Origin of the sequence: Tolypothrix tenuis PCC 7101, from assembly GCF_963874875.1 — a bacterium.
In the GTDB taxonomy this organism is placed as follows: domain Bacteria; phylum Cyanobacteriota; class Cyanobacteriia; order Cyanobacteriales; family Nostocaceae; genus Aulosira; species Aulosira tenue.
Genome location: NZ_CAWNJS010000001.1, coordinates 8,132,094 through 8,157,481, shown reverse-complemented (window position 1 = coordinate 8,157,481; position 25,388 = coordinate 8,132,094). Strand labels below are relative to the sequence as shown.

Annotated in this window: 21 protein-coding genes and 1 pseudogene; 12 read left to right on the top strand and 10 right to left on the bottom strand. The window is 41.5% G+C overall.

The genetic code is table 11. The features are described from left to right. Window positions 1-260: 260 nt before the first annotated feature. Window positions 261-1,940, bottom strand: coding sequence for a DUF3352 domain-containing protein (locus AACU25_RS32160; RefSeq protein ID WP_096582657.1), 1,680 nt, complete (start codon window positions 1,938-1,940; stop codon window positions 261-263). Window positions 1,941-2,030: 90 nt separating this feature from the next. Between AACU25_RS32160 and AACU25_RS32155 the strand changes: the two genes are divergently transcribed. The 3 genes from AACU25_RS32155 to AACU25_RS32145 all read left to right on the top strand — a co-directional run bounded on the left by AACU25_RS32155 (window position 2,031) and on the right by AACU25_RS32145 (window position 4,632). Then, complete coding sequence (locus AACU25_RS32155; RefSeq protein WP_096582655.1) at window positions 2,031-2,390, top strand: rhodanese-like domain-containing protein; 360 nt, start codon at window positions 2,031-2,033, stop codon at window positions 2,388-2,390. A gap of 475 nt (window positions 2,391-2,865) precedes the next feature. Next, window positions 2,866-3,942, top strand: a complete 1,077-nt coding sequence (gene hrcA, locus AACU25_RS32150) for a heat-inducible transcriptional repressor HrcA (protein ID WP_096582653.1) — start codon at window positions 2,866-2,868, stop codon at window positions 3,940-3,942. Window positions 3,943-3,954: 12 nt separating this feature from the next. Beyond that, entirely contained in the window at window positions 3,955-4,632 is a 678-nt protein-coding gene (locus tag AACU25_RS32145; RefSeq protein WP_096582651.1) for a DUF2834 domain-containing protein, read from the top strand. 162 nt (window positions 4,633-4,794) lie between these two features. Here the strand turns inward: AACU25_RS32145 and crtW are convergent, their stop codons facing one another. The 3 genes and pseudogenes from crtW to AACU25_RS32130 form a co-directional block, all read right to left on the bottom strand. Next, window positions 4,795-5,568 (bottom strand): beta-carotene ketolase CrtW, encoded by a 774-nt coding sequence (gene crtW, locus AACU25_RS32140; protein WP_096582649.1) that lies wholly within the window; start codon window positions 5,566-5,568, stop codon window positions 4,795-4,797. Window positions 5,569-5,888: 320 nt separating this feature from the next. Then, window positions 5,889-6,494: pseudogene (locus AACU25_RS32135) on the bottom strand (glycoside hydrolase family 24 protein); the annotation flags it as partial. 267 nt (window positions 6,495-6,761) lie between these two features. Continuing rightward, complete coding sequence (locus tag AACU25_RS32130) at window positions 6,762-7,421, bottom strand: SDR family oxidoreductase (RefSeq protein WP_045869926.1); 660 nt, start codon at window positions 7,419-7,421, stop codon at window positions 6,762-6,764. Between the two features lie 178 nt (window positions 7,422-7,599). Between AACU25_RS32130 and AACU25_RS32125 the strand changes: the two genes are divergently transcribed. After that, the gene (locus tag AACU25_RS32125) at window positions 7,600-8,280 is read left to right on the top strand and encodes a DUF1997 domain-containing protein (protein ID WP_096582645.1); all 681 of its coding nucleotides are present in this window, start codon (window positions 7,600-7,602) and stop codon (window positions 8,278-8,280) included. A gap of 181 nt (window positions 8,281-8,461) precedes the next feature. Here AACU25_RS32125 and AACU25_RS32120 read toward each other — a convergent pair whose 3' ends face one another. Next, on the bottom strand, window positions 8,462-8,932 hold the full coding sequence (locus tag AACU25_RS32120; RefSeq protein ID WP_096582643.1) for a DUF4079 domain-containing protein: 471 nt from the start codon (window positions 8,930-8,932) through the stop codon (window positions 8,462-8,464). A 203-nt stretch (window positions 8,933-9,135) separates the two neighbouring features. Here AACU25_RS32120 and AACU25_RS32115 point away from each other — a divergent pair, with 203 nt between their 5' ends. Together AACU25_RS32115 and AACU25_RS32110 are read left to right on the top strand one after the other, a co-directional pair. Then, window positions 9,136-10,419 carry an ankyrin repeat domain-containing protein gene (locus tag AACU25_RS32115; protein WP_096582641.1) on the top strand — a complete coding sequence of 428 codons (1,284 nt, stop codon included), beginning with the start codon at window positions 9,136-9,138 and terminating at the stop codon, window positions 10,417-10,419. A gap of 911 nt (window positions 10,420-11,330) precedes the next feature. Beyond that, entirely contained in the window at window positions 11,331-11,933 is a 603-nt protein-coding gene (locus AACU25_RS32110) for a cobalamin biosynthesis protein (RefSeq protein WP_321206703.1), read from the top strand. On the opposite strand, the gene AACU25_RS32105 is transcribed toward AACU25_RS32110, so the two are convergent. From AACU25_RS32105 to AACU25_RS32095, 3 genes are all read right to left on the bottom strand, one after another. Beyond that, a complete protein-coding gene (locus tag AACU25_RS32105; RefSeq protein WP_045869922.1) occupies window positions 11,896-12,249 on the bottom strand; it encodes a phage holin family protein in 354 nt (117 codons plus the stop codon). The two genes, AACU25_RS32110 and AACU25_RS32105, sit on opposite strands and share 38 nt — an antisense overlap. Window positions 12,250-12,519: 270 nt before the next feature. After that, the gene (locus AACU25_RS32100; RefSeq protein ID WP_096582637.1) at window positions 12,520-13,401 is read right to left on the bottom strand and encodes a peptidoglycan-binding domain-containing protein; all 882 of its coding nucleotides are present in this window, start codon (window positions 13,399-13,401) and stop codon (window positions 12,520-12,522) included. A gap of 191 nt (window positions 13,402-13,592) precedes the next feature. After that, a complete protein-coding gene (locus AACU25_RS32095; protein WP_096582635.1) occupies window positions 13,593-14,408 on the bottom strand; it encodes a hypothetical protein in 816 nt (271 codons plus the stop codon). A 163-nt stretch (window positions 14,409-14,571) separates the two neighbouring features. Here AACU25_RS32095 and AACU25_RS32090 point away from each other — a divergent pair, with 163 nt between their 5' ends. Next, on the top strand, window positions 14,572-16,137 hold the full coding sequence (locus AACU25_RS32090; RefSeq protein ID WP_096582633.1) for a cobyrinic acid a,c-diamide synthase CobB: 1,566 nt from the start codon (window positions 14,572-14,574) through the stop codon (window positions 16,135-16,137). 11 nt (window positions 16,138-16,148) lie between these two features. Here AACU25_RS32090 and AACU25_RS32085 read toward each other — a convergent pair whose 3' ends face one another. Both AACU25_RS32085 and AACU25_RS32080 read right to left on the bottom strand, forming a co-directional pair. Beyond that, complete coding sequence (locus AACU25_RS32085) at window positions 16,149-16,673, bottom strand: GNAT family N-acetyltransferase (RefSeq protein WP_096582631.1); 525 nt, start codon at window positions 16,671-16,673, stop codon at window positions 16,149-16,151. A 208-nt stretch (window positions 16,674-16,881) separates the two neighbouring features. After that, on the bottom strand, window positions 16,882-17,298 hold the full coding sequence (locus AACU25_RS32080; protein ID WP_096582629.1) for a cyclic nucleotide-binding domain-containing protein: 417 nt from the start codon (window positions 17,296-17,298) through the stop codon (window positions 16,882-16,884). Window positions 17,299-17,779: 481 nt separating this feature from the next. On the opposite strand from AACU25_RS32080, the gene AACU25_RS32075 reads away from it, so the two are divergent. The 5 genes from AACU25_RS32075 (at window position 17,780) to AACU25_RS32055 (ending at window position 25,359) form a co-directional block, all read left to right on the top strand. After that, on the top strand, window positions 17,780-20,776 hold the full coding sequence (locus tag AACU25_RS32075) for a UPF0182 family protein (protein ID WP_096582627.1): 2,997 nt from the start codon (window positions 17,780-17,782) through the stop codon (window positions 20,774-20,776). Between the two features lie 67 nt (window positions 20,777-20,843). Continuing rightward, a complete protein-coding gene (locus AACU25_RS32070) occupies window positions 20,844-21,809 on the top strand; it encodes a glycosyltransferase family 2 protein (protein ID WP_096582625.1) in 966 nt (321 codons plus the stop codon). A 369-nt stretch (window positions 21,810-22,178) separates the two neighbouring features. After that, the gene (gene rpsB, locus AACU25_RS32065) at window positions 22,179-22,973 is read left to right on the top strand and encodes a 30S ribosomal protein S2 (protein ID WP_096582623.1); all 795 of its coding nucleotides are present in this window, start codon (window positions 22,179-22,181) and stop codon (window positions 22,971-22,973) included. Between the two features lie 144 nt (window positions 22,974-23,117). Then, the gene (gene tsf, locus AACU25_RS32060) at window positions 23,118-24,065 is read left to right on the top strand and encodes a translation elongation factor Ts (RefSeq protein WP_096582621.1); all 948 of its coding nucleotides are present in this window, start codon (window positions 23,118-23,120) and stop codon (window positions 24,063-24,065) included. Between the two features lie 313 nt (window positions 24,066-24,378). After that, window positions 24,379-25,359, top strand: a complete 981-nt coding sequence (locus AACU25_RS32055) for a hypothetical protein (RefSeq protein WP_096582619.1) — start codon at window positions 24,379-24,381, stop codon at window positions 25,357-25,359. The last annotated feature ends 29 nt before the right edge of the window (window positions 25,360-25,388 follow it).

Here is a 25,388-nt window from a genome sequence, read left to right as displayed (position 1 = left end):
AGATAACATACAGCAAATAGCTGTTTCATGAAATAGAAAAAATTATTATCAAACTCTTGTGGAGCAGGCATCTTACCAGCTACAGGCTGATATCATTAAATGAAATTTGCGCTAATTTTACCAATAGTTATTTAATGTTACAAGCCCCCAGATTTATCTGTGGAATCAATCGCAAATCCAAAATTGTTTGGCAGGAGTAAAAGGGAAAAAGTCAGGATTGATTCCCCTTTACCCTTTCACCTTTTCCCCCTTCACCTCTATTAAGGTTTAAGCTTTAAAAATACGCCACCTTTGAGCAATCCCGGATCGTTACCGTAACTGCTAACTGTGAGCGATCGCAGATTTTCAAAAAAGGGTTTCCCTACTACTTCTACTAGTTTAAGAATCGGTAACTGGCGTTCTACAAGCTTTTGGCTTTTTGTCCAGTCAAGATATATGTAACCTTGATTAGGCTGGGGAATAGCTGCAATACTATCTTGGAAATCACGATTTTTAATTAAAGAGTTGTCTTTAGCGTTGAGAATTTCCGCCATTGTCTCTAAATCGGAAGCGAAAATTTCGTAATTCCCTAAAGTAGTATGCACTCCCTGAACTTTTGTCTCTACTGTGTAAGCGGAAGGCTTAACATCAGCTTTATTGCTATTAGCGATTAGTTCAGTCCAAGCAGAGATTTTTTGTTGATTGAGGCTGAGAGAATTCACATTCAACCCTTTAGCTGACGCGATCGCATCTAACCGCGCAATTCCTTCGGCTACTTTCGGTGATTGTTCCACAACAAACACCCAACTGTTACTGGCTGGCTGCTTTTGAGGTAAAAGTGCGATCGCATATTCGCCTTCTACCCAGCTAAAGATATCTTCAGGTAGATTGATCCCCCAACGGTTTTGCAAATCTGTTAATGGTTTCGCCATCTTCGATTTCACACCTTCCTTAGAAACCGCTAGGGTTGCTGTAACCTGTTTCCAGAGTTTGGCTAAATCGGTGTCACCCAAATTACTTAAATTAGTACCAGAGATAGCTAAACCAGCTGATGTGGGGATATATTGCAAAGCGCCTACAGGTTTAGATAACGATGGCGCAGGAGAAGCAGTCACATTTTCTAGGGAAGTTGCACTTAAAAAGCTTGTTTCTGCGATTAATCCTTTGGAGTTCAATACAAAAGAAATTATTTCGCTGTCATAAGTTGATTCTTGCAGTTCTAACCCTTGCCATTTTGCTAAGGAAGGGAAATTTAAGAAAGCTGCAGCCACAGCACCTTTAGGTAATTGTTCTGTAGCTTTCTGATATTGCACATAGCTGTTTAAATTTAAATCAGGAGCTTGGACATTATTAATCGCATCTTTGAGTACTTTCAAATCGTTAGCGAATAAGACAAACTCATTCCCAACAACCGCACCAGCGAGAAATTCTTGCTTGGGTGGTGGATTGTCGTAAATTAGCTTTACACCTTCATATTCTTCGGTTGCTAAATTTCCCCCAGCCAATACCCGCTTAGAAAACAGCAAATCTACAAACTCACGACTTTTTTGTGGTTGCGTAGTTGCTAGCGCCAGTAAATATCCAGGTTGTTGTCCATTTTCTGGTTCGCGATCAATATCTAAGCTAGTAACAGCGAGAGTAATTTCATTACCTAACCAAGGTTGAATATCTTCTTGGTAATCGATATTACTCTTAGCCAATAAACTAGTTTTTAGCTTCGATAATTCACCTTCACGCTCTAACGCCTGTAATTTGTCTGGATTTACTAATAGAGAAACTGTAATCGGAGAAAATTTCGATACAAATATAGCTGCGCTAGATTGCGGAGAACTAGAAGCCACAAGGTTAACTGGACTTTTCACGAAAAACCAGTAATAACCACCAATCACAAACAATATGAATGCGATCGCACCTGCTACCAGGAAGGTGAAAAACGAGCTTTGCCTGTTCACATTTAACATACTAAAGTTAAAAATTTAGGAATCGATGCTCATGCTACGGTTACGATCTTCATGTCAACATAAATAATATAGGATTGTTTACAAAACCTCATGACAGGCAATTCTCCTAATCAACCCATTGCCCACATTAGCGTTGAGGAACTTGCACAACTTCTCTCAACCAAAGATTCCAGTATTCAGCTAGTGGATGTGCGCGAACCCCAAGAACTCGCGATCGCTAGCATTGAGGGTTTTGTTAACTTCCCTCTCAGTGAATTTGCAGAATGGGGCGAGCAAGTCCCCACCCTCTTAAATCCTCATGCTGAAACCCTAGTGCTTTGCCACCACGGTATGCGCTCTGCTCAAATGTGCCAGTGGTTACTCGCTCAGGGTTTTACTAATGTTAAAAATATCACAGGTGGCATCGCTGCCTATTCTCAGCTAGTTGACCCTTCAGTGCCGCAATATTAGGGACTGGGGAAGAGGCAAGGGGGCAGGGAGCAGGGAGCAGGGGAGAAAAGCAATTACCCATTACCAATTACCAATTACCCAATGCCCAATGCCCAATGCCCCATGCCCAATGCCCCATGCCCTATTCCCGTTTCCGCAATTACCCTGTAGATATATATCTAAAGTGAAAAAAAATCCGTGCTAACACATACATTTTTTCCTAAAAGTTTGTGGAAAAATATGCCTATGTAAGCCACAATGTAGATGACTACAACCAGCTTTCATGATAATAGTCAAGCCCTTTTCCAGAGCGGCTGAAGAATCAATTAAAATATAAATTAATATTAATTAATTTCTGCTAGATAAATAGTTAGCAATGTTAACTCACAATTAGTTATAGTAGGTTACTATTAATAATTTTTTTTCATTTGCGGGGAAACCCAGACAATTTTTGCAAAGTTTCATTAAAATTTTTTGCCTCAGCCAAGAATACCTTATGCAAGTCCAGTTGACAAATCGACAACAGCATATACTTTGGGCAACAGTACGTCATTATATTGCTACGGCAGAACCTGTAGGGTCAAAAGCGTTAATTGAAGAGTATGACCTAGGGGTGAGTTCAGCCACAATTCGCAATGTGATGGGTGTCCTAGAAAAATCTGGTTTACTATTCCAACCACACACATCTGCTGGACGAGTACCTTCGGACTCTGGATATCGCATTTATGTAGATCAGCTAATTACACCATCAGAAGCATTGGCTAAAGAGGTAGAACAAGCACTGCAAAAACGCCTACATTGGGAAGATTGGAGTTTAGAAGCTCTATTGCATGGCGCAGCGCAGATTTTAGCTAGCTTGAGTGGTTGTATCAGCTTGATTACCATGCCACAAACTAATACAGCATTGTTACGCCATTTGCAATTAATGCAAATTGAAACGGGGCGGATCATGCTGATTGTGGTGACAGACAACTATGAGACGCATTCGCGGTTAATGGATTTATCACCAACACGAGAAGAAACCAAACTCGATGCGGAAGTAATCGATCGCGAATTGCAAATCGTCTCTAACTTTTTGAATAGCCACCTGCGGGGGCGCAGTTTGTTGGAATTAGCCACCCTAGATTGGAGTGAATTAGATCAAGAGTTCCAACGCTATGGTGAATTCCTGAAAACTTCCGTTGCAGAATTAGCCCGTAAAACTGTTGCACCTACAGCCACACAAATTATGGTTCGGGGTGTGGGGGAAGTTTTGCGTCAGCCAGAATTTTCTCAAGTCCAACAAGTGCAAACAATTATCCATCTGTTGGAAGAAGAACAAGACCAGCTGTGGCGATTAATCTTTGAACAGCCAGAGGTTGAAGATCAGAACAAGCCACGGGTAAATGTTCGCATTGGTGCAGAAAACCCACTCGAACCAATACGTACCTGTACCTTGATTAGTTCTACTTATCGCCGGGGTAGCATTCCCGTTGGGAGTGTGGGAGTTTTAGGCCCCACACGCCTAGATTACGAAAGTGCGATCGCTGTTGTAGCTGCGGCTGCTGATTACCTATCGGAGGCTTTCAGTTAATCAGATGACATCATGACGAGAAAAATTGGCTTTGGGTTGTTGTGGCTAGGATTTATTGTTTATGCATTTTTTCTAGCCCCACCCGATCGCCCTGATACATTCGAGTTAATCAAAAATTTGAGCATTGGGCAATGGCAAGGTATTAACCCTTTAGTCATTGCTCTCTTTTACATCATGGGTATTTGGCCTGTAATTTACAGTGCTTTAGCACTTTTTGATGGGAGAGGACAAAAAATCCGAGCTTGGCCATTTGCGAGTGCATCTTTTGCAGTCGGAGCATTTGCACTTTTACCCTACTTAGCCCTACGCCAACCAAATCCACAGTTTCAAGGACAAAAAAACGCTGTTCTCAAACTGCTAGATTCTCGTGTAACGGGAGTTGGTTTAACTATAGCCACAGCTATTTTAGTTGCCTATGGTTTACAAGGTAATTGGAGCGATTTTGCACAACAATGGCAAACTAGCCGCTTCATCCATGTGATGAGCCTAGATTTCGCTTTACTGTGCCTATTATTCCCTGCATTACTAACAGATGATATGGCACGTCGCGATTGGAAAAATCCTGCATTATTCTGGCTAATCACTTTAATTCCCTTGTTCGGCCCCCTCATCTATTTAAGTGTCCGTCCATCTCTACCAGAAAGGGAATTAGACACATTATCTAGTCAGCAACAAACAGTGACAAATTAAATTTACGCCTCCAGATTCATCCAGGGTATGCGATTTTGGATTTTGGATTTTGCGGAAAGTTGCGTGCGGGGAGGTAATGTTAGGCGAACATTTTCGATATTATTTTTCACAAAATAACCATCCTAACGCCTAACACATCTTTGCATAGATGGTAATGCCAATTCAAAATTTATTTTTAGACATTGTATAAATTTCTGGTAGCTGCCACCAAGGAATATGGGGATATTCGTGATGTTCTTTGTGGTAGCCAAAATGATAGCAAGTGATAAATGACAACCAAATTGGACGGTCGATAGTTTGAGTATTGTGAGGCGGAATATAACCTTCAATTGGCTGCTTGTGTGGTAGAAAAGTACCAAAATAAAATAATTGTAATGAACTTAAAAGCGCTGGCAGTGCCCAACAGTAATTTAGATTAGCGGCAGGTATGTGAAATAAATGAAGAAAAACTCTATAGATAATAGTTATAGAAATTATCTGCCGCCAACTCAAATAATTTTTCATGAAATGGAAATACCAAGCAAAGAAATTATCATGTTTACCATCGTGAAAATCAGGATCTAACTCACTGGCAGGATGATGATGGTGTAACCAATGCTTTTGTGATAATTTTTGATAAGGTAAAAATCCATATATTGTTAGACACAGAGACCCAATAAAACGATTGATTCTTGGATGACTAGGCAATACAACCCCATGTATAGCATCATGAGCAGTAATAAATAATCCTGTATATAAAAATGTTTGCCAAATTATAAAAGCTAATAATATCCAAACATTACACTGAGAAAAATCAATCCAAAATAAGAAAATCTGGCTTATCGCCCATACAATAATAATTAAAATAGCAACTAAAAGTCCCTCAAATTGAGATTTAATTCTGAATGCTGGAATAAATTTATTTTCTGTATTAGGTGGTTGTTCTAACTGGATCATGCTTTTACTCCATATAGCACTCAGATGAACAAGTAGGATGCGTTATTAACACATCCTACTTGAAAGAATTACATTTTAATAGCGAAATCAAGTGTCTTTTAAATAGCAATATACAACAGTATTTTGTGACAAAGGAGCAAGCTTAACTATTTTCTTTGTTATTAGAGGCTATCTAATCTGAGTTCTAAACTGCCGCTACTACCTCTATAAGGGGGAAGCTTGGAATTATTCCTTTCTCTTGAGCTTTCTAGAGGTTTAGGCGTTGACTTTTGGGTCGGAATAGGCAGTAAATTTTGTGATGATGGTTGATTGATAGTTGCTAATTCTTCTTGCAATATTTTCTTATAAATTCTAGGCAAAGAGCTACTAACAGAATTAGTTTCTATGCCATATCCTAAACTTGTCCAAGTAGAAGACAATCGCCGTAAAACATCATTCAATTTGCCTTGGTGCAGCAGTTGTGAAATATTAATTCCCCAAAATTGAGAATCGCTCAACCAACGATAAACCACTACATCTTGATATTCAGCCTCAAAACTATAAGAAACCCAAAACATAAACTGCGTCGGCTTGGGATGATAGCGGGGGGCAATTTGAAACCAAGTAGTGTTAATAATTTGATATCTACCCGCAGCAGTTGAGCAATTGCCAGTGTTAGGGCCAGTTACAATGGTGACACATATTTGAGGATGACGGCTGAGGTCATTAAACTGCTGACCACCATATAACAGCGAGTAAGGGCGTTTACCACTGGCTTCACTAGCTGAGATAGTTCGCATTAAAGCACGGATGTAAGGATCTCCGCCCTTCATTACTAAAGGAGGTTGTTGACCTTCAAATGTGGGATCGGAAGGCGATCGCAAATCTCCGGTAATATACCACTGTAATAAGCAGACGAAGCCAAGCAGCGCAGCTATTGGCCCAATTAGTTTTTCTACACCTTTAAATTTAAAGCTTTTCAGAGTTTGACTCCTTAATCTTTATCTTTTATCTAACAAAAATAGCTTATGCACTAATTTCGGCAGAATTTAGCGCAGCAGTACTGTGTTCTGTTTTAACTTCTTAAATCAAAACTTTCTACACTGGGGATTGGGGACTGGGGACTGGGGACTGGGTACTGGGGACTGTGGGAGCAGGGAAGAAATTTCCATTACCAATTACCCATTACCAATTACCCATTACCAAACCCCAAATCAAGCAACGTTAGTAAATAACTCCCTAAAGTTTTTGGCAGTAGCCTCGGGTTTAGAAATAATCTCTAGAACCTTATTGCGTGCAGTGGGTTCAAAAAGGGCTTCTACGCAAACCTGGGCAACTTTTTGCCGAGGAATGCTACCATCGAACAACGTATCAGCACCCTGCATCACTATCGGATTAGAGTTATCTTCATTCTTCAATCCACCAGGCCGCACAATCGTATAGATTAAGCCGCTTTTTTGAAGGTATTCCTCAGCTTGCTTTTTCCAAACTAAAATTAGCCAAAACAAATTTAGGGGATGGAACAACTGAGAAGTACACAAGGAAGAAACAAAGACAAAATGCTCAATTCCCTTTGCTTGAGCGGCATCTACTAAATTTTTACTACCTTCAAAATCTACCTTATAGGGCCCAGTAGGATCGAAGCTGGGTTTGGCACCGGTGGCACACAGTAAGACTGTACTATCACCCAAAGCTTCTGTCAGGGTTTCGGGTTTTAACACATCACCCACTACCAACTGTGCCTCTGCGGGCAATATTTCCCTAGCTTTCTCAGTATCCCTGACTAAAGCACGGACGGGAATTTTGTGCGCTATGAGTTCTTGTACAATCCGGCGGCCTGTTTCACCTGTTGCCCCTGCTACAAATGCTTTCATGAGAAACGCTATCCTGGGAAACTAATATGTGATTGTTCAGTTCTTTATTGTAGTAATTCTACGAAGTCCATGACAGATTCATGAGGATTCCGTCAAAATGGAATCTAAGTGCGAAATACCCCACGTTAGCTGGGAACGATTAATATAGACCAACGCCAAAGGATGCAGGAACGCATTTATGCTTTCAAGAAACGGCGAATATCAATCATTAGAAATAAAAGAAAATGTTTTACCTGTAGCGTCCAGTGCCACAGCAGCAGAGGACGCATTAACAGGATTACCTGTAGCAATGCCTACAAAATTTTATGGTAGCTACAGTGATTGTATGGAGATGTATGCGCCCTCGGTAATGGTTGCAGAGTATCTTAATACTCACTCTTCCTGGTTTTCGCGTTGCGCTGAACCGATGAAAGTTCAACCATTAGGAGAAAATGGCTACGCTTTAATCATTGGTCGTTTTGGCTCCTTTGGTTATGAAGTTGAACCAAAAATAGGGTTAGAATTATTACCTGCTGATGAAGGCGTATATCGTATTCGTACTATTCCAATTCCTGATTATCAATCGCCTGGTTATGATGTAGATTATCGAGCATCCCTACAGTTAGTAGAAAATGTATCTGACGCTACTGAAAATTTTGCTAAGGTGACGAGAGTAGAATGGGAATTAGATTTGGTCGTGGAACTTCACTTCCCTAAGTTCATACAACGACTGCCCAAGTCTTTAATTCAATCTACAGGCGATCGCGTACTGAATCAAATCGTCCGTCAAGTATCTCGTCGCTTAACCCGCAAAGTCCAAGAAGATTTCCACCAATCTTTGGGTATACCCTTTAATGCTGCTGCTAAGAAAAAGCGGTAAGTAGTCAAGAGTTGCAGAGACGCGATTAATCGCGTCTGTACAATAGTCGCAGAGACGCGATTAATCACGTCTGTATAAAGGTCAAGTGCAGGTAAAGAAAAAGAGATTGAGCAAGTTACCTTGAAAGGCTAATCTTTGACCCTTGACCCTTGACCCTTAACCCTTGACCCTTAACCCTTAACTATGCATTCGTCAAAATTCTTTGAACAATTTGCACTCCAGTGATAGCCTGCCAAGCGAACAGCCCTAAGAGTGTGAAATTTAATAAAATATGAGTCATCCGCGCCCAATTTGCACCCTTTTGCATATAAGGAGAAAGGGCAGCGGAAAATGCAATCAAACTAGTCATACCAAGGCCTGCTAGCAAGTGAGGGCCTACAAATAATTTGCCATTATTGATGTAGGTGACAGCCATCCCTCCAACCGCACCCGCTACCATCAAAGCCAAGAGTATAGAGCCGATTTGATAATGTCTGATGTTATATCTACCTTTAATCAATTCTTTCTTCTCTTCACCCTGAGCATTTCTAGTACGCTGTACTTTTAGCCCCAAATAGGCAGCATAGATGGAGATTGCCAATAATGCCCACATCATGATGGGGTGAAAGAAGTTCAGCCAATATTTTAAAGATGGAGAAAGTTCCAAATTCATAGTGTTCCCGCCCGATTCTTAAATCTTCATAAAAATTAGCATAACTCTATTTCTCTGTATTGGCGGCAGAGAATAAAAAGATGCCAGTATAGCGAAATCTCAACCTAGAATAGTGACTCAACCCCCTTGCAAAAGTGGATAAACAATCTCAGACTGAATTCTGGGACTAGATCAATCAAAACTGCTAGGGCAAAATCTCTTCCATGACTGAAAACACTGATATGTTGCTGCTAGGAACTGCCAAAAGCGGTGATATCAAGCGGCTGGGGGCGCTACTGGCTGCTGGTGCTAAAGCGGACGTGTGCGATCGCGATGGTACCACGCCGTTAATGTTTGCGGCTAATTTAGGCTACACCGAAATTGTGCGATCGCTCTTAGATGCTGGGGCAAATGTTAACCTCCCTAGAAAGCGTTATCACCTTACAGCCTTGATGCTAGCAGCTAGCGCCAATCAACTTGATATTGTGCAGCTATTAATATCTAGAGGTGCGGATGTCAACGCTACGAATGAAGATGGTAGTACTGCGTTAATGGCAGCCGCACTCAAAGGTCATGTGGATGTGGTAAAAGCCTTCATAGCTGCTGGTGCTAAGTTGGAAATCACCGATAAAGATGATGACACAGCTTTAAAGTTAGCAGTCAAGCAAGGACACGCAGCAGTTGTAGAAGCCTTTATTCAAAGCGGTGCAGATGTCAATCTCCCCGATGAAGATGGTGAGACGCTGTTAATGAATGCGGTTGATTTAGGACATCTCGCAGTTGTGCAGACACTACTAGCGGCTGGGGTTGATGTGAATGTCAAAAATCAGGATGGTGGCACAGCACTATCCGCCGCAGCTGCTGCTGGCAACATTGAGATTGTCACAGCTTTACTCGATAGAGATATCGATATTAATCTTCAAGATAGCGATGGAGAGACAGCCCTACACCTTGCAGTTGTGGAAGGTTATCTAGATGTAGTGCAAGCATTACTCAACCGTGGTGCAAATGTCCATATTAAAAACAACCTGGGTGATACACCAATACTTGTAGCCGCCTTGCAGGGACATAGCCAAATTGTCGAGGCGCTGCTGCGTAGTGGGGCGGATGTTCATGATAAAAATCTCGGTGAGATCCCTTTGACTTTAGCCGCACTCCAAGGCCATGTTGAAACCGTGAAAGTTTTACTAGACTATGGCGCTGATGCCAATATCCCCGCAGAGGATGGTAAAACAGCTTTAATGAAAGCAACTCAACGCAACCACCCAGGGGTTTTGCAGTTACTGATAGCTAGGGGGGCTGATATCAATTTTCAAGATTCAGCCGGGGCAACATCATTAATGTGGGCAGCTTCCGGCGGTTTTCCTCAGTCTGTCAAGATATTAATTCAAGGTGGTGCAGATTTGAACTTAAAAAACCGTGGTGGTTATACAGCCTTGATGATTGCCGAATTTAACGGGTTTAGAGAGATTGTGCGGAGTCTGCAACAAGCAGGGGCGCAGGAGTGAATTGGGGGCTTGGGGCTGGGGATTGGGGAACTCGGGGCCCCCTCTGGGGATAAGGGGTAATGGGGACTGGGGATGAGGAAAAATCTCTATTACCAATTACCCCATGCCCAATGCCCAATGCCTAATGCCCCACATTTTTGTGCCAATTTGTCATCTTTCGGCTGGTTAATTGAGCTATGATTCCTTGATTAGTTTACAAGCAGAAAACTTTATTGCTGGGATCGCAACTCAAGCGCGATCTCTTGTTCATGGTACACAATATTCATGATTAATTATCTTCAGCCTCATCAATAAACAGTAGTTTTTAATTACTGACTACTTTTATTTATGCTTAATTTTTATGATTTAGGCTAAGTCGATAAATTTTTCTATTTGTATTTGCTTGGATTGGTATTATAGCAAAAAATAGCAGAAAAATCAAGCTGCTTTTTGCAACAGATTTTGTATGTTTTTGAGTAATCAAAACTTAAATTAACAAAGCTTTATACTTGTTTTAGCTAAGATATAAAGAAGCAAGTTTTGTCTATCAATAATCTATAGATATTGAAGAGAGTAAGAATATATTTCTGGCTCTGAAAGCTTTGCTGCACAAGATTAAGGAAGAAATTGAAACACCAAGATAGAGGAGGCAAAACGCTTGCGCCTCAAGCTTATTAGAGAAGTAAAAATCAATCAGAAAATTTATTTTTTCTTCTTACCTTTTACCTGTTCTCTGCCTCGGCGTTTCCTACTGTGCTAGATGTACACAATATATAGTTTTTCGTTTTGAGGAAAAGTATTGTAACGATCAGTTTTGATGTATCATACTGAACCAGAAAGTATACAACTCATACAAAAGGTCGTGGATACGGGTATTTTTAGCCTTACAGATGCAATAAAAATTTTCAATTTAATTGAGGATAAATTTAGCAGTGAGTGATACAATGCCCGAATTGCAAAAGCTGTCACAACACTTCTGGGTAGGATTAGGCTGCCAACAAGGTGTATCGAGCAAGTTGATTGAGACGGCAATTGAGCAAGTGTTGAGAGAAAATCAACTGAATCAAAGCGCGTTAGCCAAAGGCTTTGGCGGAGCCATCGCAGGTCTTGCTACCATCAACAATAAAGCTTCAGAAGTGGGTTTAGTAGAATTTTGCCAGCTACATAATTTTTGTTTAAAAACATATCCTGCAGAAATTCTCCGGCTGGTCTCTGTTCCCAACCCAGGGGAAATTACGGCTCAAGTAATGGGAACACCTAGTGTAGCGGAAGCAGCGGCTATGCTTGCAGCAGCAAATATCGATTGCCAATCAACGATAGGCTTACAGATAGGGGAAAATGAGGAGCAATTTTCAACCCATCAGTCTCTACAGTTGAATGCACATTTAGCGAACCTCACTCCGTATTTAATTGATATTGGAGTTAGGTGCTTAGTACCTAAACAAATTTTTCGGTTAAATGATGAACCAAAGGCAGTGACAATAGCCGTGGCAGCTCTTATTCCACCACTCTCAGAAAATAATTTAGCACGCTAGAAACAATCGCTAACACAATTGATCCTAACAAAGCTGGTATAAAACCCTTAATCTCAAAACCCGAACCAGGAGTTAGTCCACTGGCTAACCACAAAGTTAGAGCATTGATGACAAAGGAAAATAAACCAAAAGTCAGTAAAGTAATTGGAAACGCGAAAAACCGCAAAATTGGGCGAATAAACCCATTAACAAGTCCAATAACCACAGCAGCAATCAACGCCGCTACAAAACTCTTGACCTCGAAGCCATAAACAACTCTCGAGGTAATTAATAAAGCCACCGCAGTAGCCAGCCAAGTTAATAAAAAGTGTTTCATACGCAAGTTGTAAGGGAATAGGGGCTAGAGCAGGGAGGAGAGGAGATGAGGGAGATCAAGCAAGGGGGCAGGGAGCAGGTGAGCCAGCGCGGTCTTCTCCCAAGGGGAGAGGCTAGCGCCAAGGGGGTTTCCCCTATGAGCGACTGGCGAATCCAAAGGAGAGCAGGGGAGAAATAATTAGTGGCAAACCCCAAACACCCAACACCAATTACCAATTAGCAATTACCCATTACCCATTACCAAACACCCCATACCCATTTTCTTATTTATTTAACGCTGTCGCTGCAATCTTCCTAACAGTACTTGCCAGGTTTCACCACCAGCTACGCCGTCAGGTTCTAGCCCATAGCGGCTTTGTGCAGCTTTGACTGCTGCATCTGTTGAGGGGCCAAAGTCTCCATCTGCGCCACCTTCCAAGAATCCCAGCTTTTTCAATACTTCTTGTAATTTGCCTACTTCATAGCCACGGTTCCCTAAACGCAAAATTGGTAATCCATCTGTGGTGTATTGAATACCAGGGGTACGTTCAACAAAACGTGGGATTTGCGTAGTAGGAGCTGGCGTAGTCCGAGATGGAGAAGGACGGGTGGGTGTCCTTTGGGGTTTGGTAGTTGTATTTTGTCTAGGTTGAGCAGGTTTTGGCTCTGGTTTAGGAATATTTCTATTAGGGTTGTTCGTGGAAGCAGGCGCAATTAATGCTGGTGTAGATGTAGGGTTAGGCTGAGGTGAAGTTACTGTTGATGGTGCTATTGCTTGGTTGGGGAATAACTTTTGCCAAGTCACAGCATCAACAATCCCGTCTGGATTTAAGCCAGCTGCTTGCTTAAATCGAGAAACGGCAGTTGCAGTATTAGTGCTATAAATACCGTCAACGTTACCCGTATAAAAGCCCAATAGTTTGAGAGCTGCTTGCAGTTCAGATACCCGTTCTCCTTGACTACCAATGTTTAGGGTAGGGCGGTTAAAGTTAACTCCTGGAGTGGCTTGGGAGATTTTCTGTGGTGCAGCAATTGTGACTACCGCAGAAGCAGCAATCAACACAGGCACAGAAGACAATATGAGTAACCAATCCAACTTATTGGAGCTGCGAAAGCGAAATACTTTTAGTGAATCTAAGTAGCTCAAGATACTTAGTGATAGGCTGCCTTTCATGGTAATTGCCACCAGAATCTTCTGATGCTAATATTACAGCCGCTTGAGCATATAAAAAAGCTGTACGTTAAAATTACTGAGTGCTAAGTCTCTCTGATTGGAAAGTGCTGATTCAATAGAGACGCGATTAATCGCGTCTGTACAACAGTGTGGAGTAAAAATACCATTGAGACTTTTATATATACGTGGCGCTATGTACTCAAACTCTTAATTATGTTTGACAAATGTGTAATAAAGTCTTCATCAGTCCAATAACCATCATGGCTTTGCGGATTCCACGATTGCCAAATGTTGCCAGAATCAATCTCGATATCTTGCTCAACTATTAAATTATAGGAAGGCGATAAGGGTTTTAAAGGCCATGCTAAAACATCATCTTTGTCATAGTAGTTAAACCATTGAAAATTAGGATTGGGTTTATTAATTGCGATGATTTTGGCAAAGCCAGCTACAAATAATGGAATATTGCAACCAGTAGTAATAAGATATTGCAGTGATTTCAATCTTAAGAAATCTTCATGCTCTGGTTGAAATACTGGATAATCTAGACTATTTATCTGCCAAATTCCCTTATTATTTTGAGCATCCCAAAGATAATTAGAGATAACTTGGCAACCTAAAGAATGAGCCAAGATAATTACAGAAATATCATTAGAAGACAAGGCTATTCTGGCAAGATTTAGGGAATAAATAATAGATTTTTGGATTTTTTTATACAAGCTGCCATCATCAGTAGCTCGGTGTTCTAAGGTAGATGCATCGCTAAAACCAAAGAGCATAAATTTTCGTAAATCTTGCCAAGCTAGAGATGCACTTTGGTGCATATTTTCCCAAACACTATATTGATAATCTTGCAACTCAAATTGATAATAGATTGCTTCAAAGTGAACTTTTTGCCAAATATCTTTACCTAAAGTTTTTTCTAAAGATTGTTTAAGGCTTTGGTAATATTCTTGTTCCGTTTCTCCCATACCGTGGATGGTGAGAAATGCTAAGTTTTTAGTCATATTTAGAAGTGCTGAAGCGTGGGAGTCTGGTTAGTCTATCAGGAGTTGCCAGAAGAGAGGATGTGGGGTAATGGGGCGATCGCACTGATTTTATTGTTAAATTAATTTAAGCTTTGGCGATCGCACCTAAAATTTTTGTGGAAATCAAATCGAAAGGCGGTTTATGGCTTTAGTGATTGCTGGAGAACGTAGTGGAGTAGGTAAGACAACAGTTACACTGACGCTTTTAGCATCATTATGTCGTCGGGGTATTACAGTACAATCGTTTAAGGTCGGCCCGGACTATATCGACCCGATGTTTCATCAGCACGTAACTGGTCGTGCTTGTCGGAATTTAGATCCAGTTTTGACTTCTGAAGCTTATATTCAGCAATGTTTTGCCCGTCACAGCCAAAATAGTGAATATGCTTTGGTAGAAGGCGTAATGGGGCTGTTTGATGGGATTAAGGGGACTGGGGCTTGGGGACTGGGGACAAGGGGACAAGGGGATGAGGGAGCAGGGGAGCAGAGGGAGCAGAGGGAGCAGGGGAAAAATAGCAAATTACCCATTACCCATTACCCATTACCCATTACCAATTACCAATTACCCAATGCCCCATGCCCCATGCCCCATGCCCAACCCATAACCGATTTTGCCAGTACTGCACATATTGCAAGGCTGCTGAATTTACCTGTGGTGTTGGTAATTGATTGCAGTCGCTTATCTGGTTCTGTAGCAGCGATCGCTCATGGTTATCGTTCTTTTGATCCGAGAATTAAAATAGCGGGTTTAATACTCAATCGCGTAGGCAGCGATCGCCATCTTTCTCTACTCAAGGACGCTCTAGAATCATTACAATTACCCATTCTTGGGGTACTGCGTCGTCAAGATAATATCACCATTCCCGATCGCCATTTAGGTTTAGTGCCTACAGCAGAACTCCCAGAATTAGATGCAGTGATCAGTCGGCTTGCTGATTTAGGGGATACTTGCTTTGACTGGGAAAGGTTATTGCCTATGTTGGGGACTGGGGATAAGGGACTGGGGACTGATAACAACGGGACAAGGGGACAAGACATTTCTTCCTCATCTCCCTTATCCCCCTCATCTCCCTCAATAAGGATTGCAGTTGCACGCGATCGCGCTTTTAATTTTTACTATCAAGATAATCTTGATTTGTTGCAAGAGTTGGGTGCAGAACTGGTTTTTTGGAGTCCGTTAGGAGATTCTGAATTACCAAAAGATGTCCAAGGTATTTATTTTGGTGGCGGATTTCCAGAAGTTTTTGCCCAGCAACTAGCAGAAAATATTAGCGCTCGCGATGCTGTAAAAACAGCAATTATGCAAGGAATACCTGTAATTGCTGAGTGTGGGGGATTAATGTATTTGTGTGAGCAAATTATTGATTTTGCAGGCGAATCTTGGCCAATGGTAGGAATTTTACCAACATCTGCAACGATGGATAAACGCTTAACTTTAGGATACCGTCGTGCTGTAGCTTTGCAAGATAATCTGTTAGTAAAGACAGGGAAAACTGTTTACGGACATGAGTTTCATCGTTCTCATTTGACTTTGACTAATCCTCAGCCTTTATGGGAAACCTATCGCTATGATTGTGATGAAAATATGGGTTATGAAGGATGGAGTTCACCTATCAATGTTTATGCTTCTTATGTTCATTTACACTGGGGGAATAGTTTAGAAATTCCGCAGTCTTTTATTAAAGAATGTCTGAAAATAGCCTCATAATCAACGTCAATTTATTCTGAGAAATTCACGCGATAAATTAATTCATCAGAAAATTTACCTTTGATAAACTCTGCATTATTTTTGACTTTGTACAATTTAAACCCCAGCTTCTCAAGTACTTTACGAGAGGCAAGGTTGTGCTGATTAACTGATGCGTGCAGCGATAACAAGTGAAAGCGTCGTTGTGTTTCTGCAATAGCTAAAGAACAGTAATCACTGGCGTAGCCTTGGTTTTGATAACCCACAAATGTCATAAAGCCAATTTCTGCATATTTATCTTCAAAAATCCCGATTTCCACCATACCTACATATTGGTTTTGAGCATTAATAGCAGCCCATTTGAGCCAAATCATCGTTGGGTTATCGGGTGATTTTTCTAGCGCTGCAAACTGAAATTTTCTCCTAATTTCTATGAGGCTAGGAACTGAATCTTCAATATATTCATACAGAAGTGGATTGCTTATAAAAGAGTAAAGGTTATCAGCGTGCTGTTCCGTTACTTTTTCTAAGCGCAAGATTACCGCATCAGTTGGCATGAATTTTTTGCTTTTCTGTAAATTCTGTATGTTAAGCTCTAGATGCTGCGTGACGCTGACAGCAGAAAATACACTCTTGTCTATTAGAAGAAGTATAAAAGCTGAATTGTAAAAATTATACTAATTAAAAATTTAAAATTATTTTCTGTTCTATATTAAAAATCACCTCTAACAAACACCAAACACCCAATAACTAATAGTAATATTTTCATTTTTCATTGAGTTTGCGAATCAGACGCGATAACTCACGAATGATATTCACCGCAATTTCAGGAGTTTCTTCAATAGCATCATAGAGTTGTTCTTGGGTAAGTTCCAAACACTCACAGGGTTCTAAAGTCGTGGCTGAGGCGGAACGGGGTTGTGTATCAAAAACTGCCATTTCGCCAAAGTACTTGCCTTTGTCTACCTCTGCCAACTTTTTTTCGCCAATGTGAACTTTAACACGGCCAGATACTACAATATAGAGCGATCGCCCTTCTTCTCCTTGCCTAAAAATGGCGTGATTTGAGGGAAAGGTTAGCTCGTTCATCACCGAAGCAAGCCGCACGATAAAATCATCCCGCAATTCTTTAAAAATCGGGACTCGCCGCACAAATAATAAACGGTCAACGCTGGTTAGCATGATTGCGAGTTAAAAATCAAACATTATTGTAGGTCATCTTTAATCGTTAGCTAGTAGGATAACACTTGCCAAAGCTCGCCAGCATAAATCTGCTTGATTCCTGCATAACTATATCTAAGAATGCTCAAGAGGCAGGTAAAAGAGAAAACCTGTATCCTTTACAATACTTGTCGGTTAAGGGCAAAAGGGGAAGGGGAAAAGGGGTAAGAAAAAACCTTTAACCTTTAACCTTTTCCCCAAACCAAATTCCGAGTTGAAAATCCTTAACCTAGCAGTACTGCTACCCTTTCCCCTTTCTCCCTACAAAAGTTTACATATTATCAGTGCGATCGCGCCTAATTACTTACGTAGCAATCATAATTTCTGTAACGAAGTACTAGGATCAGTTAAAGGCATCAGTGAACTGGCTGACTAGTAAGCTTTGCTTCATCAGCGGCAATTCATTGATAACTGTAATTTAGAAAAGGTTGACTGCTAAGGAATGTTGTGGAAATGGGGCTTTCGCCTATTAATATTCTTCCTAGGGCTGTGGCTACTCGTAGTTCTGGGTTCCCGGTTACCAGTCGAAGTTTTCTGGTTTCAGGAAGTCGGCTACCTCCAAGTATTTCTGCTCAGGCTGGTTACTAAGACTACTATATGGGTATTTGTAGTTGGGATAACTGCTGTCTATCTGCTGGTAAACCTCTTTTTGGCAGAACGGCTCAAGTATCCTCCGCCAGTGACGAGTCAGCCACTCAGCAGTGAGTTTACAAGGCTTCTCAGTCCTCAGTCCGATCCTCGCAATTTAGCCCGTAGTTTCGATCCTCGACGCTTTCCCGCCATCAGATTGCATTGGCTGCTACCTCTGGCTTTGGGCTTCAGCTTGTTGGTGGGATTAATGCTGGCTTACTACGGTGAAATTGCCATTTCTTACTGGAATCCAGCATTTAGTAAGACTAGTTTACTTGTAAGCGATCGCTTTCAGCTAGAGACAATATGGCAGCTGGCAAGGCAAATATTTTCCCAAGTTTGGTATTTAAGCTTAGTTTTGGGAATTGCGATCGCTATTTTAATTTATCCTCGATTGTCGCTTAGGGCGATCGCTATTGTCATAAGTCTGCTCTTTGGGCAGATAATTTACCAAAATTGGGCAAAGATACTGCAATATTTCTTTCGTACTGCCTTTAACGACACTGACCCTTTATTTATTAAAGATACCAGCTTTTATATATTTTCCCTGCCAGTATTAGAATTACTAGGACTCTGGCTAGTGGGATTATTTTTTTATGGCTTAATTGCCGTTACTCTTACCTACCTCCTATCCGGCGACAGTCTCAGCCAAGGATTTTTTCCAGGGTTTTCGCCACCACAGCAACGTCATTTATATGGCTTGGGTGGTGCATTTATGGTAGCTGTGGCTCTTAGTTATTTATTAAGTCGTTATGAATTGGTATATTCCAAGCGTGGGGTAAGTTACGGTGCCAGCTACACCGACGTAGTAGCACAGCTGCCAGCTTACAATACTTTATGCGCCCTAGCAGTAGCGATCGCCTTTTACTTCTTATGGCGAACAATCTTTTGGAGGCCGAAATCTCCCCATCGTCAGTTAGCTTTCTATGGTTTAGGAGTTTATTTTTTGTTGGCGCTGGTAGGTGGTTTGCTGATACCAAATGCAGTGCAATATTTAATAGTTGAGCCTAATGAATTGCAACGAGAGCAACCCTACATTCAGCGTACTATTGCCTCAACTCGCCAAGCCTTCGATTTGGAACCAATTGATACCAGAAATTTCAACCCTCAAGGTGAATTAACAGAAGCTGATATCAAAGCAAATGAGCTGACCATTCGGAATATTCGCTTGTGGGATCAGCGCCCACTTTTAGAAACTAACCGTCAGTTGCAGCAAATTCGACCCTACTATCAATTTCCCGGCGCTGATATTGACCGCTACACTCTAGAAACAGAAGCCGCCAGTAGCCGTCCTGCAGCACCAAAACAGGAATCATCATCCCCACCTCAGGAAATTACAGAACGGCGACAAGTATTAATTGCAGCCAGGGAATTAGACTACAGTGCAGTTCCCCAAGAAGCACAAACCTGGGTGAACCGCCATCTAATTTATACCCACGGTTTTGGTTTTACTCTGAGTCCTGTAAATGTAGTTGGCCCCGGTGGATTACCAGAGTATTTTGTCAAAGATATTAGCGGTGATAGCAGTGCCCTCACCACTGCCAATCAAGGTATTCGCAACAGTATTCCCATTGGGCAACCCCGGATTTATTACGGTGAAATTACGAATAACTATGTAATGACTGGTACTAAAATCAGAGAACTCGATTATCCCAGTGGTAGTGACAACGTTTACAATAACTACGATGGCAACGGTGGCATTTCTATTGGGACAACTTGGCGACGTTGGCTATTTGCAGCCTATTTAAAAGACTGGCAGATAACGTTAACCAGGGACTTTTTACCAGAAACAAAAATTTTATTACGCCGCAATGTTAAACAAAGAATTCAAGCGATCGCACCTTTTTTAAAATATGACAGTGACCCTTATTTAGCAGTTGCCAATGCCAATCTGGATAATAGCAATCAAGATTACTCAACAAACCAAAATTATCTTTACTGGATTGTTGATGCCTACACAACAAGTCATCACTATCCCTATTCCGATCCTAATCAAGATGGCATTAACTATATTCGCAACTCTGTCAAAGTTGTAGTAGATGCGTATAACGGCACTGTTAACTTTTATGTTGCCGATCGCCATGACCCAATAATTACCACCTGGCGAAAAATCTTTCCCAAACTATTTAAACCCCTGAGTGCAATGCCGAAAACACTCAGCAACCATATTCGCTATCCCGTTGATTATTTCAACATCCAGGCTGAACGGTTGATGACATACCACATGACAGATACTCAGGTATTTTACAACCGAGAAGACCAATGGCAAATTCCCAACGAAATCTATGGTAATCAAGCGCGTCCAGTAGAACCGTACTATTTAATTACCAGCTTACCTACCAACCCCTTTGAAGAATTTCTCTTGCTTTTACCTTATACTCCCAAGCAAAGAACGAATTTAATTGCTTGGTTAGCAGCGCGATCGGATGGTCAAAATTACGGTAAATTGCTACTTTATGTATTTCCCAAAGAACGACTGATTTACGGGACAGAACAAATCGAAGCCAGAATTAACCAAGATCCTGTAATTTCTCAGCAAATTTCTTTATGGAATCGCCAAGGTTCTAGAGCTATACAAGGCAATCTCTTGGTAATACCAATAGAACAATCTTTGCTTTATGTCGAGCCAATTTATTTAGAAGCTACAAAAAATAGTTTACCTACCTTAGTTAGGGTAGTTGTAGCTTACGAAAACCGAATTGTCATGGCACAAACTTTAGAACAAGCATTACAAGCCATCTTTAAACCAGAAGTAACCCCAGCACCAGCCATTATTCGTCCTGTAGAAGAAGCATCTCCATCAGGTTAATTATTTAGCAGATGTCCAAATTTGGGGAGAGGAACAGTGCTAGCGTCACAGTTGTCCTATTCTGGAGATGGGTAATAGTGTTGTGGGTGAGAATGTGTTTTTCAGTGTTGTTATACCAACTTACAATCGCAAACCAATTTTAGAAAAGTGTCTGCGGGCTTTGGAAGTGCAGGATTTGGGTGATTCAACCCCGATTACAGGTTATGAAATCGTTTTGGTAGATGATGGTTCTACTGATGGCACTTTAGAATGGTTAGCTGCACATCAAGAAGAGTTTCCCCATGTGCGATGCTTTGAGCAAGACCATCAAGGGCCTGCTGCGGCGCGGAATTTGGGAGTAGAACAAGCACAGGGAGACACAATTATCTTTATTGACAGCGATTTAGTAGTGCTGTCCAACTTCTTGCAGGCTCATGCTGAGGCGCTGGTACAAGGACAAAAGAAATTGGGAAGCGATCGCTTTTTTACCTACGGTGCAGTGATTAATACTGCTAATTTTGATCATCCCACTTCTGAACCTTATAAAGTCACAGATTTTTCCGCAGCTTTTTTCGCTACAGGTAATGTGGCAATTCCTAAACATTGGTTAGAGAAAGTAGGACTTTTTGACACTAGATTTCAACTCTATGGATGGGAAGATTTAGAACTTGGTGTCAGGCTAAAAAATCTCGGTTTACAACTAATTAAATGTCCAGCAGCAGTTGGTTATCATTGGCATCCAGCATTTAGATTAGAGCAAATTCCTAACTTAATTGACAAAGAAATTCAACGCGGACGCATGGGAGTTTTGTTTTATCAAAAGCACCCCACTTGGGAAGTGCGGATGATGATTCAAATGACTTGGATACATCGTTTGCTTTGGGGTATTCTCTCCCTCAATGGTGCGCTAAACGAACGGACAATGGCACCGTTTTTACAATGGCTAATTAACTTAGGTAAACCCCAATTAGCTTTAGAAGTTGCCCGAATTTTTCTTAATTGGTACAACGTTAAGGGTGTTTACGAAGCCTACGCGCAATTGAAGCATTCTTAAAACTGTGATAATTGGGCATTGGAAAAGAGGAAAAGGGGCAGGGAGCAGGGGGCAGAGGGGAGAAAGAAACCACACTGAACATTGAGATTTTAGACGGTAGAGGTATTATTGCTCAGGTTTTGATTGTCAATAAATTTAGGAGCAAGTTACCCTAGCAAATTAGGAGGCTGACTAGCACTGGCTTTGAGGCTGTTGCAGCACTCCCCCTTGCTCCCTGCTCCCTGCTCCCTTGCCTTTTTGACTTACCCCTGATCCCAAATGTGCTACCCTAGTATGGTTCATTAATCTCGCACATCCAGGAATTCGGGTGTTTCCCTATTGGGAGATACGCCTGGGTGGAGGTTTAACCCGAATCGGAGTTAGAAATATATGCCAGTCGTTTCATTGGCTCAAATGATGGAGTCAGGGGTTCACTTTGGTCATCAGACCCGGCGTTGGAACCCAAAAATGTCTCCTTACATTTATACTTCCCGCAATGGTGTACATATTATCGACTTGGTGCAAACTGCCCAGTTGATGGAAGATGCATATACTTATATGCGTACACAAGCTGAACAAGGGAAGAAATTCTTGTTTGTCGGCACCAAGCGGCAAGCTGCGGGTATTATTGCCCAAGAAGCCAGCCGTTGCGGTTCCCACTACATTAACCAACGTTGGTTGGGCGGAATGCTGACCAACTGGACAACTATTAAAACCAGAGTAGACCGCCTCAAAGATTTAGAGCGCCGCGAAGAAACCGGAGCATTGGACTTGTTGCCCAAAAAAGAAGCTTCAATGTTACGCCGGGAAATGGCGAAACTGCAAAAATATTTGGGCGGGATTAAAACCATGCGGAAAGTTCCCGATGTCGTTGTGATTGTAGACCAACGCCGGGAGTATAACGCAGTTCAAGAGTGCCAAAAATTGGGAATTCCGATTGTATCAATGTTAGATACAAACTGTGACCCCGATGTCGTAGATATTCCCATCCCCGCAAATGACGACGCTATCAGATCAATTAAGCTGATCGTCGGCAAATTGGCGGATGCGATTTATGAAGGTCGTCATGGTCAGCTGGATGCAGAAGATGACTATGAAGATTACGAAGGTGCTGAAGAAGATTACGACTATGAAGAAACTGAGCTAACAGGCTCATATGCTAGCGACGAAGACGAAGAAGAATAGGTAAGGGTAAAGGATGAAGTATGAAGGAGAAAATTTCAGACTTCATACTTCAAACTTCATACTTTCTTCAGCGCTGAGTAAGATAGAAATACTCAACACCAGTTAGCGATTACAACTCGAGGTCAAGTAGGAATTGAGGGCAACATGGCGGAAATATCTGCAAAACTAGTCCAAGAGCTACGCCAAAAAACCAATGCTGGCATGATGGACTGCAAAAAAGCACTAAAAGAAAATGATGGTGACATTGACAAAGCCATAGATTGGTTACGTCAAAAGGGCATCACTTCAGCTGGTAAAAAAAGCGATCGCGTTGCAGCAGAAGGTCTAGTAGACACCTTCATCCAGCCTGGATCTCAGGTAGGTGTACTGATAGAAGTTAACTGCCAAACCGACTTCGTTGCCCGTAACGAGTCTTTTAAGGCTTTAGTTAAAAATCTGGCAAAGCAAGCAGCATCAGCTGATAGCGTTGAAGCTTTATTGGCTCAACCTTATATTGAAGATGCAAGTGCAACTGTAGATGAATCCATCAAGCAATTGATTGCTCAACTTGGTGAAAATATCCAGGTGCGCCGCTTTGTCAATTTTTCATTAGCGGAAGGCAAAGCAGGTATAGTAGACAGCTATATTCACACTGGCGGTCGAGTTGGTGTGTTAGTTGAGATAGAATCTGAAACTGATGCAGCCGTGGGCAATGAAGATTTCCAAGCTTTAGCACGGAACAGCGCTATGCAAGTAGCTGCTTGCCCCAATGTCGAGTATGTCAGTGTAGACGAAATACCTGCTGAAGTTGCTGATAAAGAAAAAGAAGTGGAAATGGGGCGGGATGACTTATCCAACAAGCCACAGAACATCAAAGAAAAGATTGTTCAAGGACGGATTGAAAAACGTCTTAAAGAATTGGCTTTGCTGGATCAGCCCTTCATTCGCGATCAAAGCATTTCAGTAGAAGACTTGGTGAAGCAAGTTAAGTCTAAAGTCGGCCAAGACATCAAAATCAAACGCTTTGTGCGCTATGTCTTAGGTGAAGGCATTGAAAAGCAAGAAAGCAACTTTGCTGAAGAAGTCGCTGCACAAATGGGCGTTAAGTCATAATTATTGTCATTTGTCATTTGTTATTTGTCATTTGACTCATGATGAATGACAAATGACTTGTTATTAAGACAGGTCAAGCAAAATTTGCTGGCCTGTATTTTATTTTTTATACCTGTTTGGCTTGGGGAAAGGTAAAAGGGTAATGGTTAAAGGTATTTTATTTCCCTTTGCCCCTTCCCCTTTAACCGAGAATTTTATTTAGAGTAGATTTGCTATACTTTCGAGAAAATCTTAAATCCTAAAAATATTTCATTTAAAATAGATTCGTACATTTGTACCATAATCGGGATTAGATGGGTAATTAAGAGAAGATATGGCTAGAGCAATCGAGCGAATTGATCGGGATATTGCATTGCTGAAAGAAGCGATCGCTGCGATCGCCACAGAACTGCAAAAATCTTATGCTATTTACTTAGACCTGTTAGGGCAAGCTGTTCGTCAGCAGTTGATTCTGGCAACTTATCACCTGTGTACCCAGGGTTATCCCGAAAAGTTCTTGAGCTTGTCATTGAATCAACGGCACAATTTGCAACAAGCCATCCGCAAATTAGGTAAGCAAGCTGGTGAGCAATTACTGGCTATTGTTAGTAGTGAAGAAAATCAGAATGCGGTAGCGGTGGATGAGGAGGATGAGGGAGATGAGGTAGATGAAGGGGATGAGGTAGATGAGGTAGATGAGGGGGATGATGGGGATGAGGTAGATGAGGGGGATGATGGGGATGAGGTAGATGCGAAGCAGTTTCCCGATAGGGTGGGCGATGAGGAAGATGAGGTAGATAAGATTGATGCGGGTGGTCATCGCAATGCAAAATCCCAAATCTCTACTTTGAAATTGACCGACCCTTCTAATCCGATGCAGTTACTAGTATGGCAACAAAGCCTAGAGAAGCTAACTCAACATACACTCAAAAAAGTTTCTCATGATGCTAATGCTGCCCTGCAAAAAGTCAATATTTTACCTAACAAAATACCTGAACCGATTTTAGAAGTAGCTGCGGCGGCATCAGAAGCATCTGCCGAAGTTATGCCTGGGCCACCTAACTTATTAAACGTGGTCATTGAAATCCCAAATGAGCAGGATGCAGAAGAATCTAGCCTGACAAAAGTTATGGCTATTAACCTGCGACTAGGAGAAATTGAATTTGCTGATGCCAAACTCTCATCTGCACGCCGACAAATTCGTAACACCTTAATTCAGCTCAAGAAACTAGGGCAAGATTATCAAAAAAAGCAGCGAGAACGCTCAATTGCCGAAGCAGAAGCCGCATGGCGTGCAATTTGGGATGATGATTAGTTTTGGTGTTTGGTAATTGGTAATGGGTA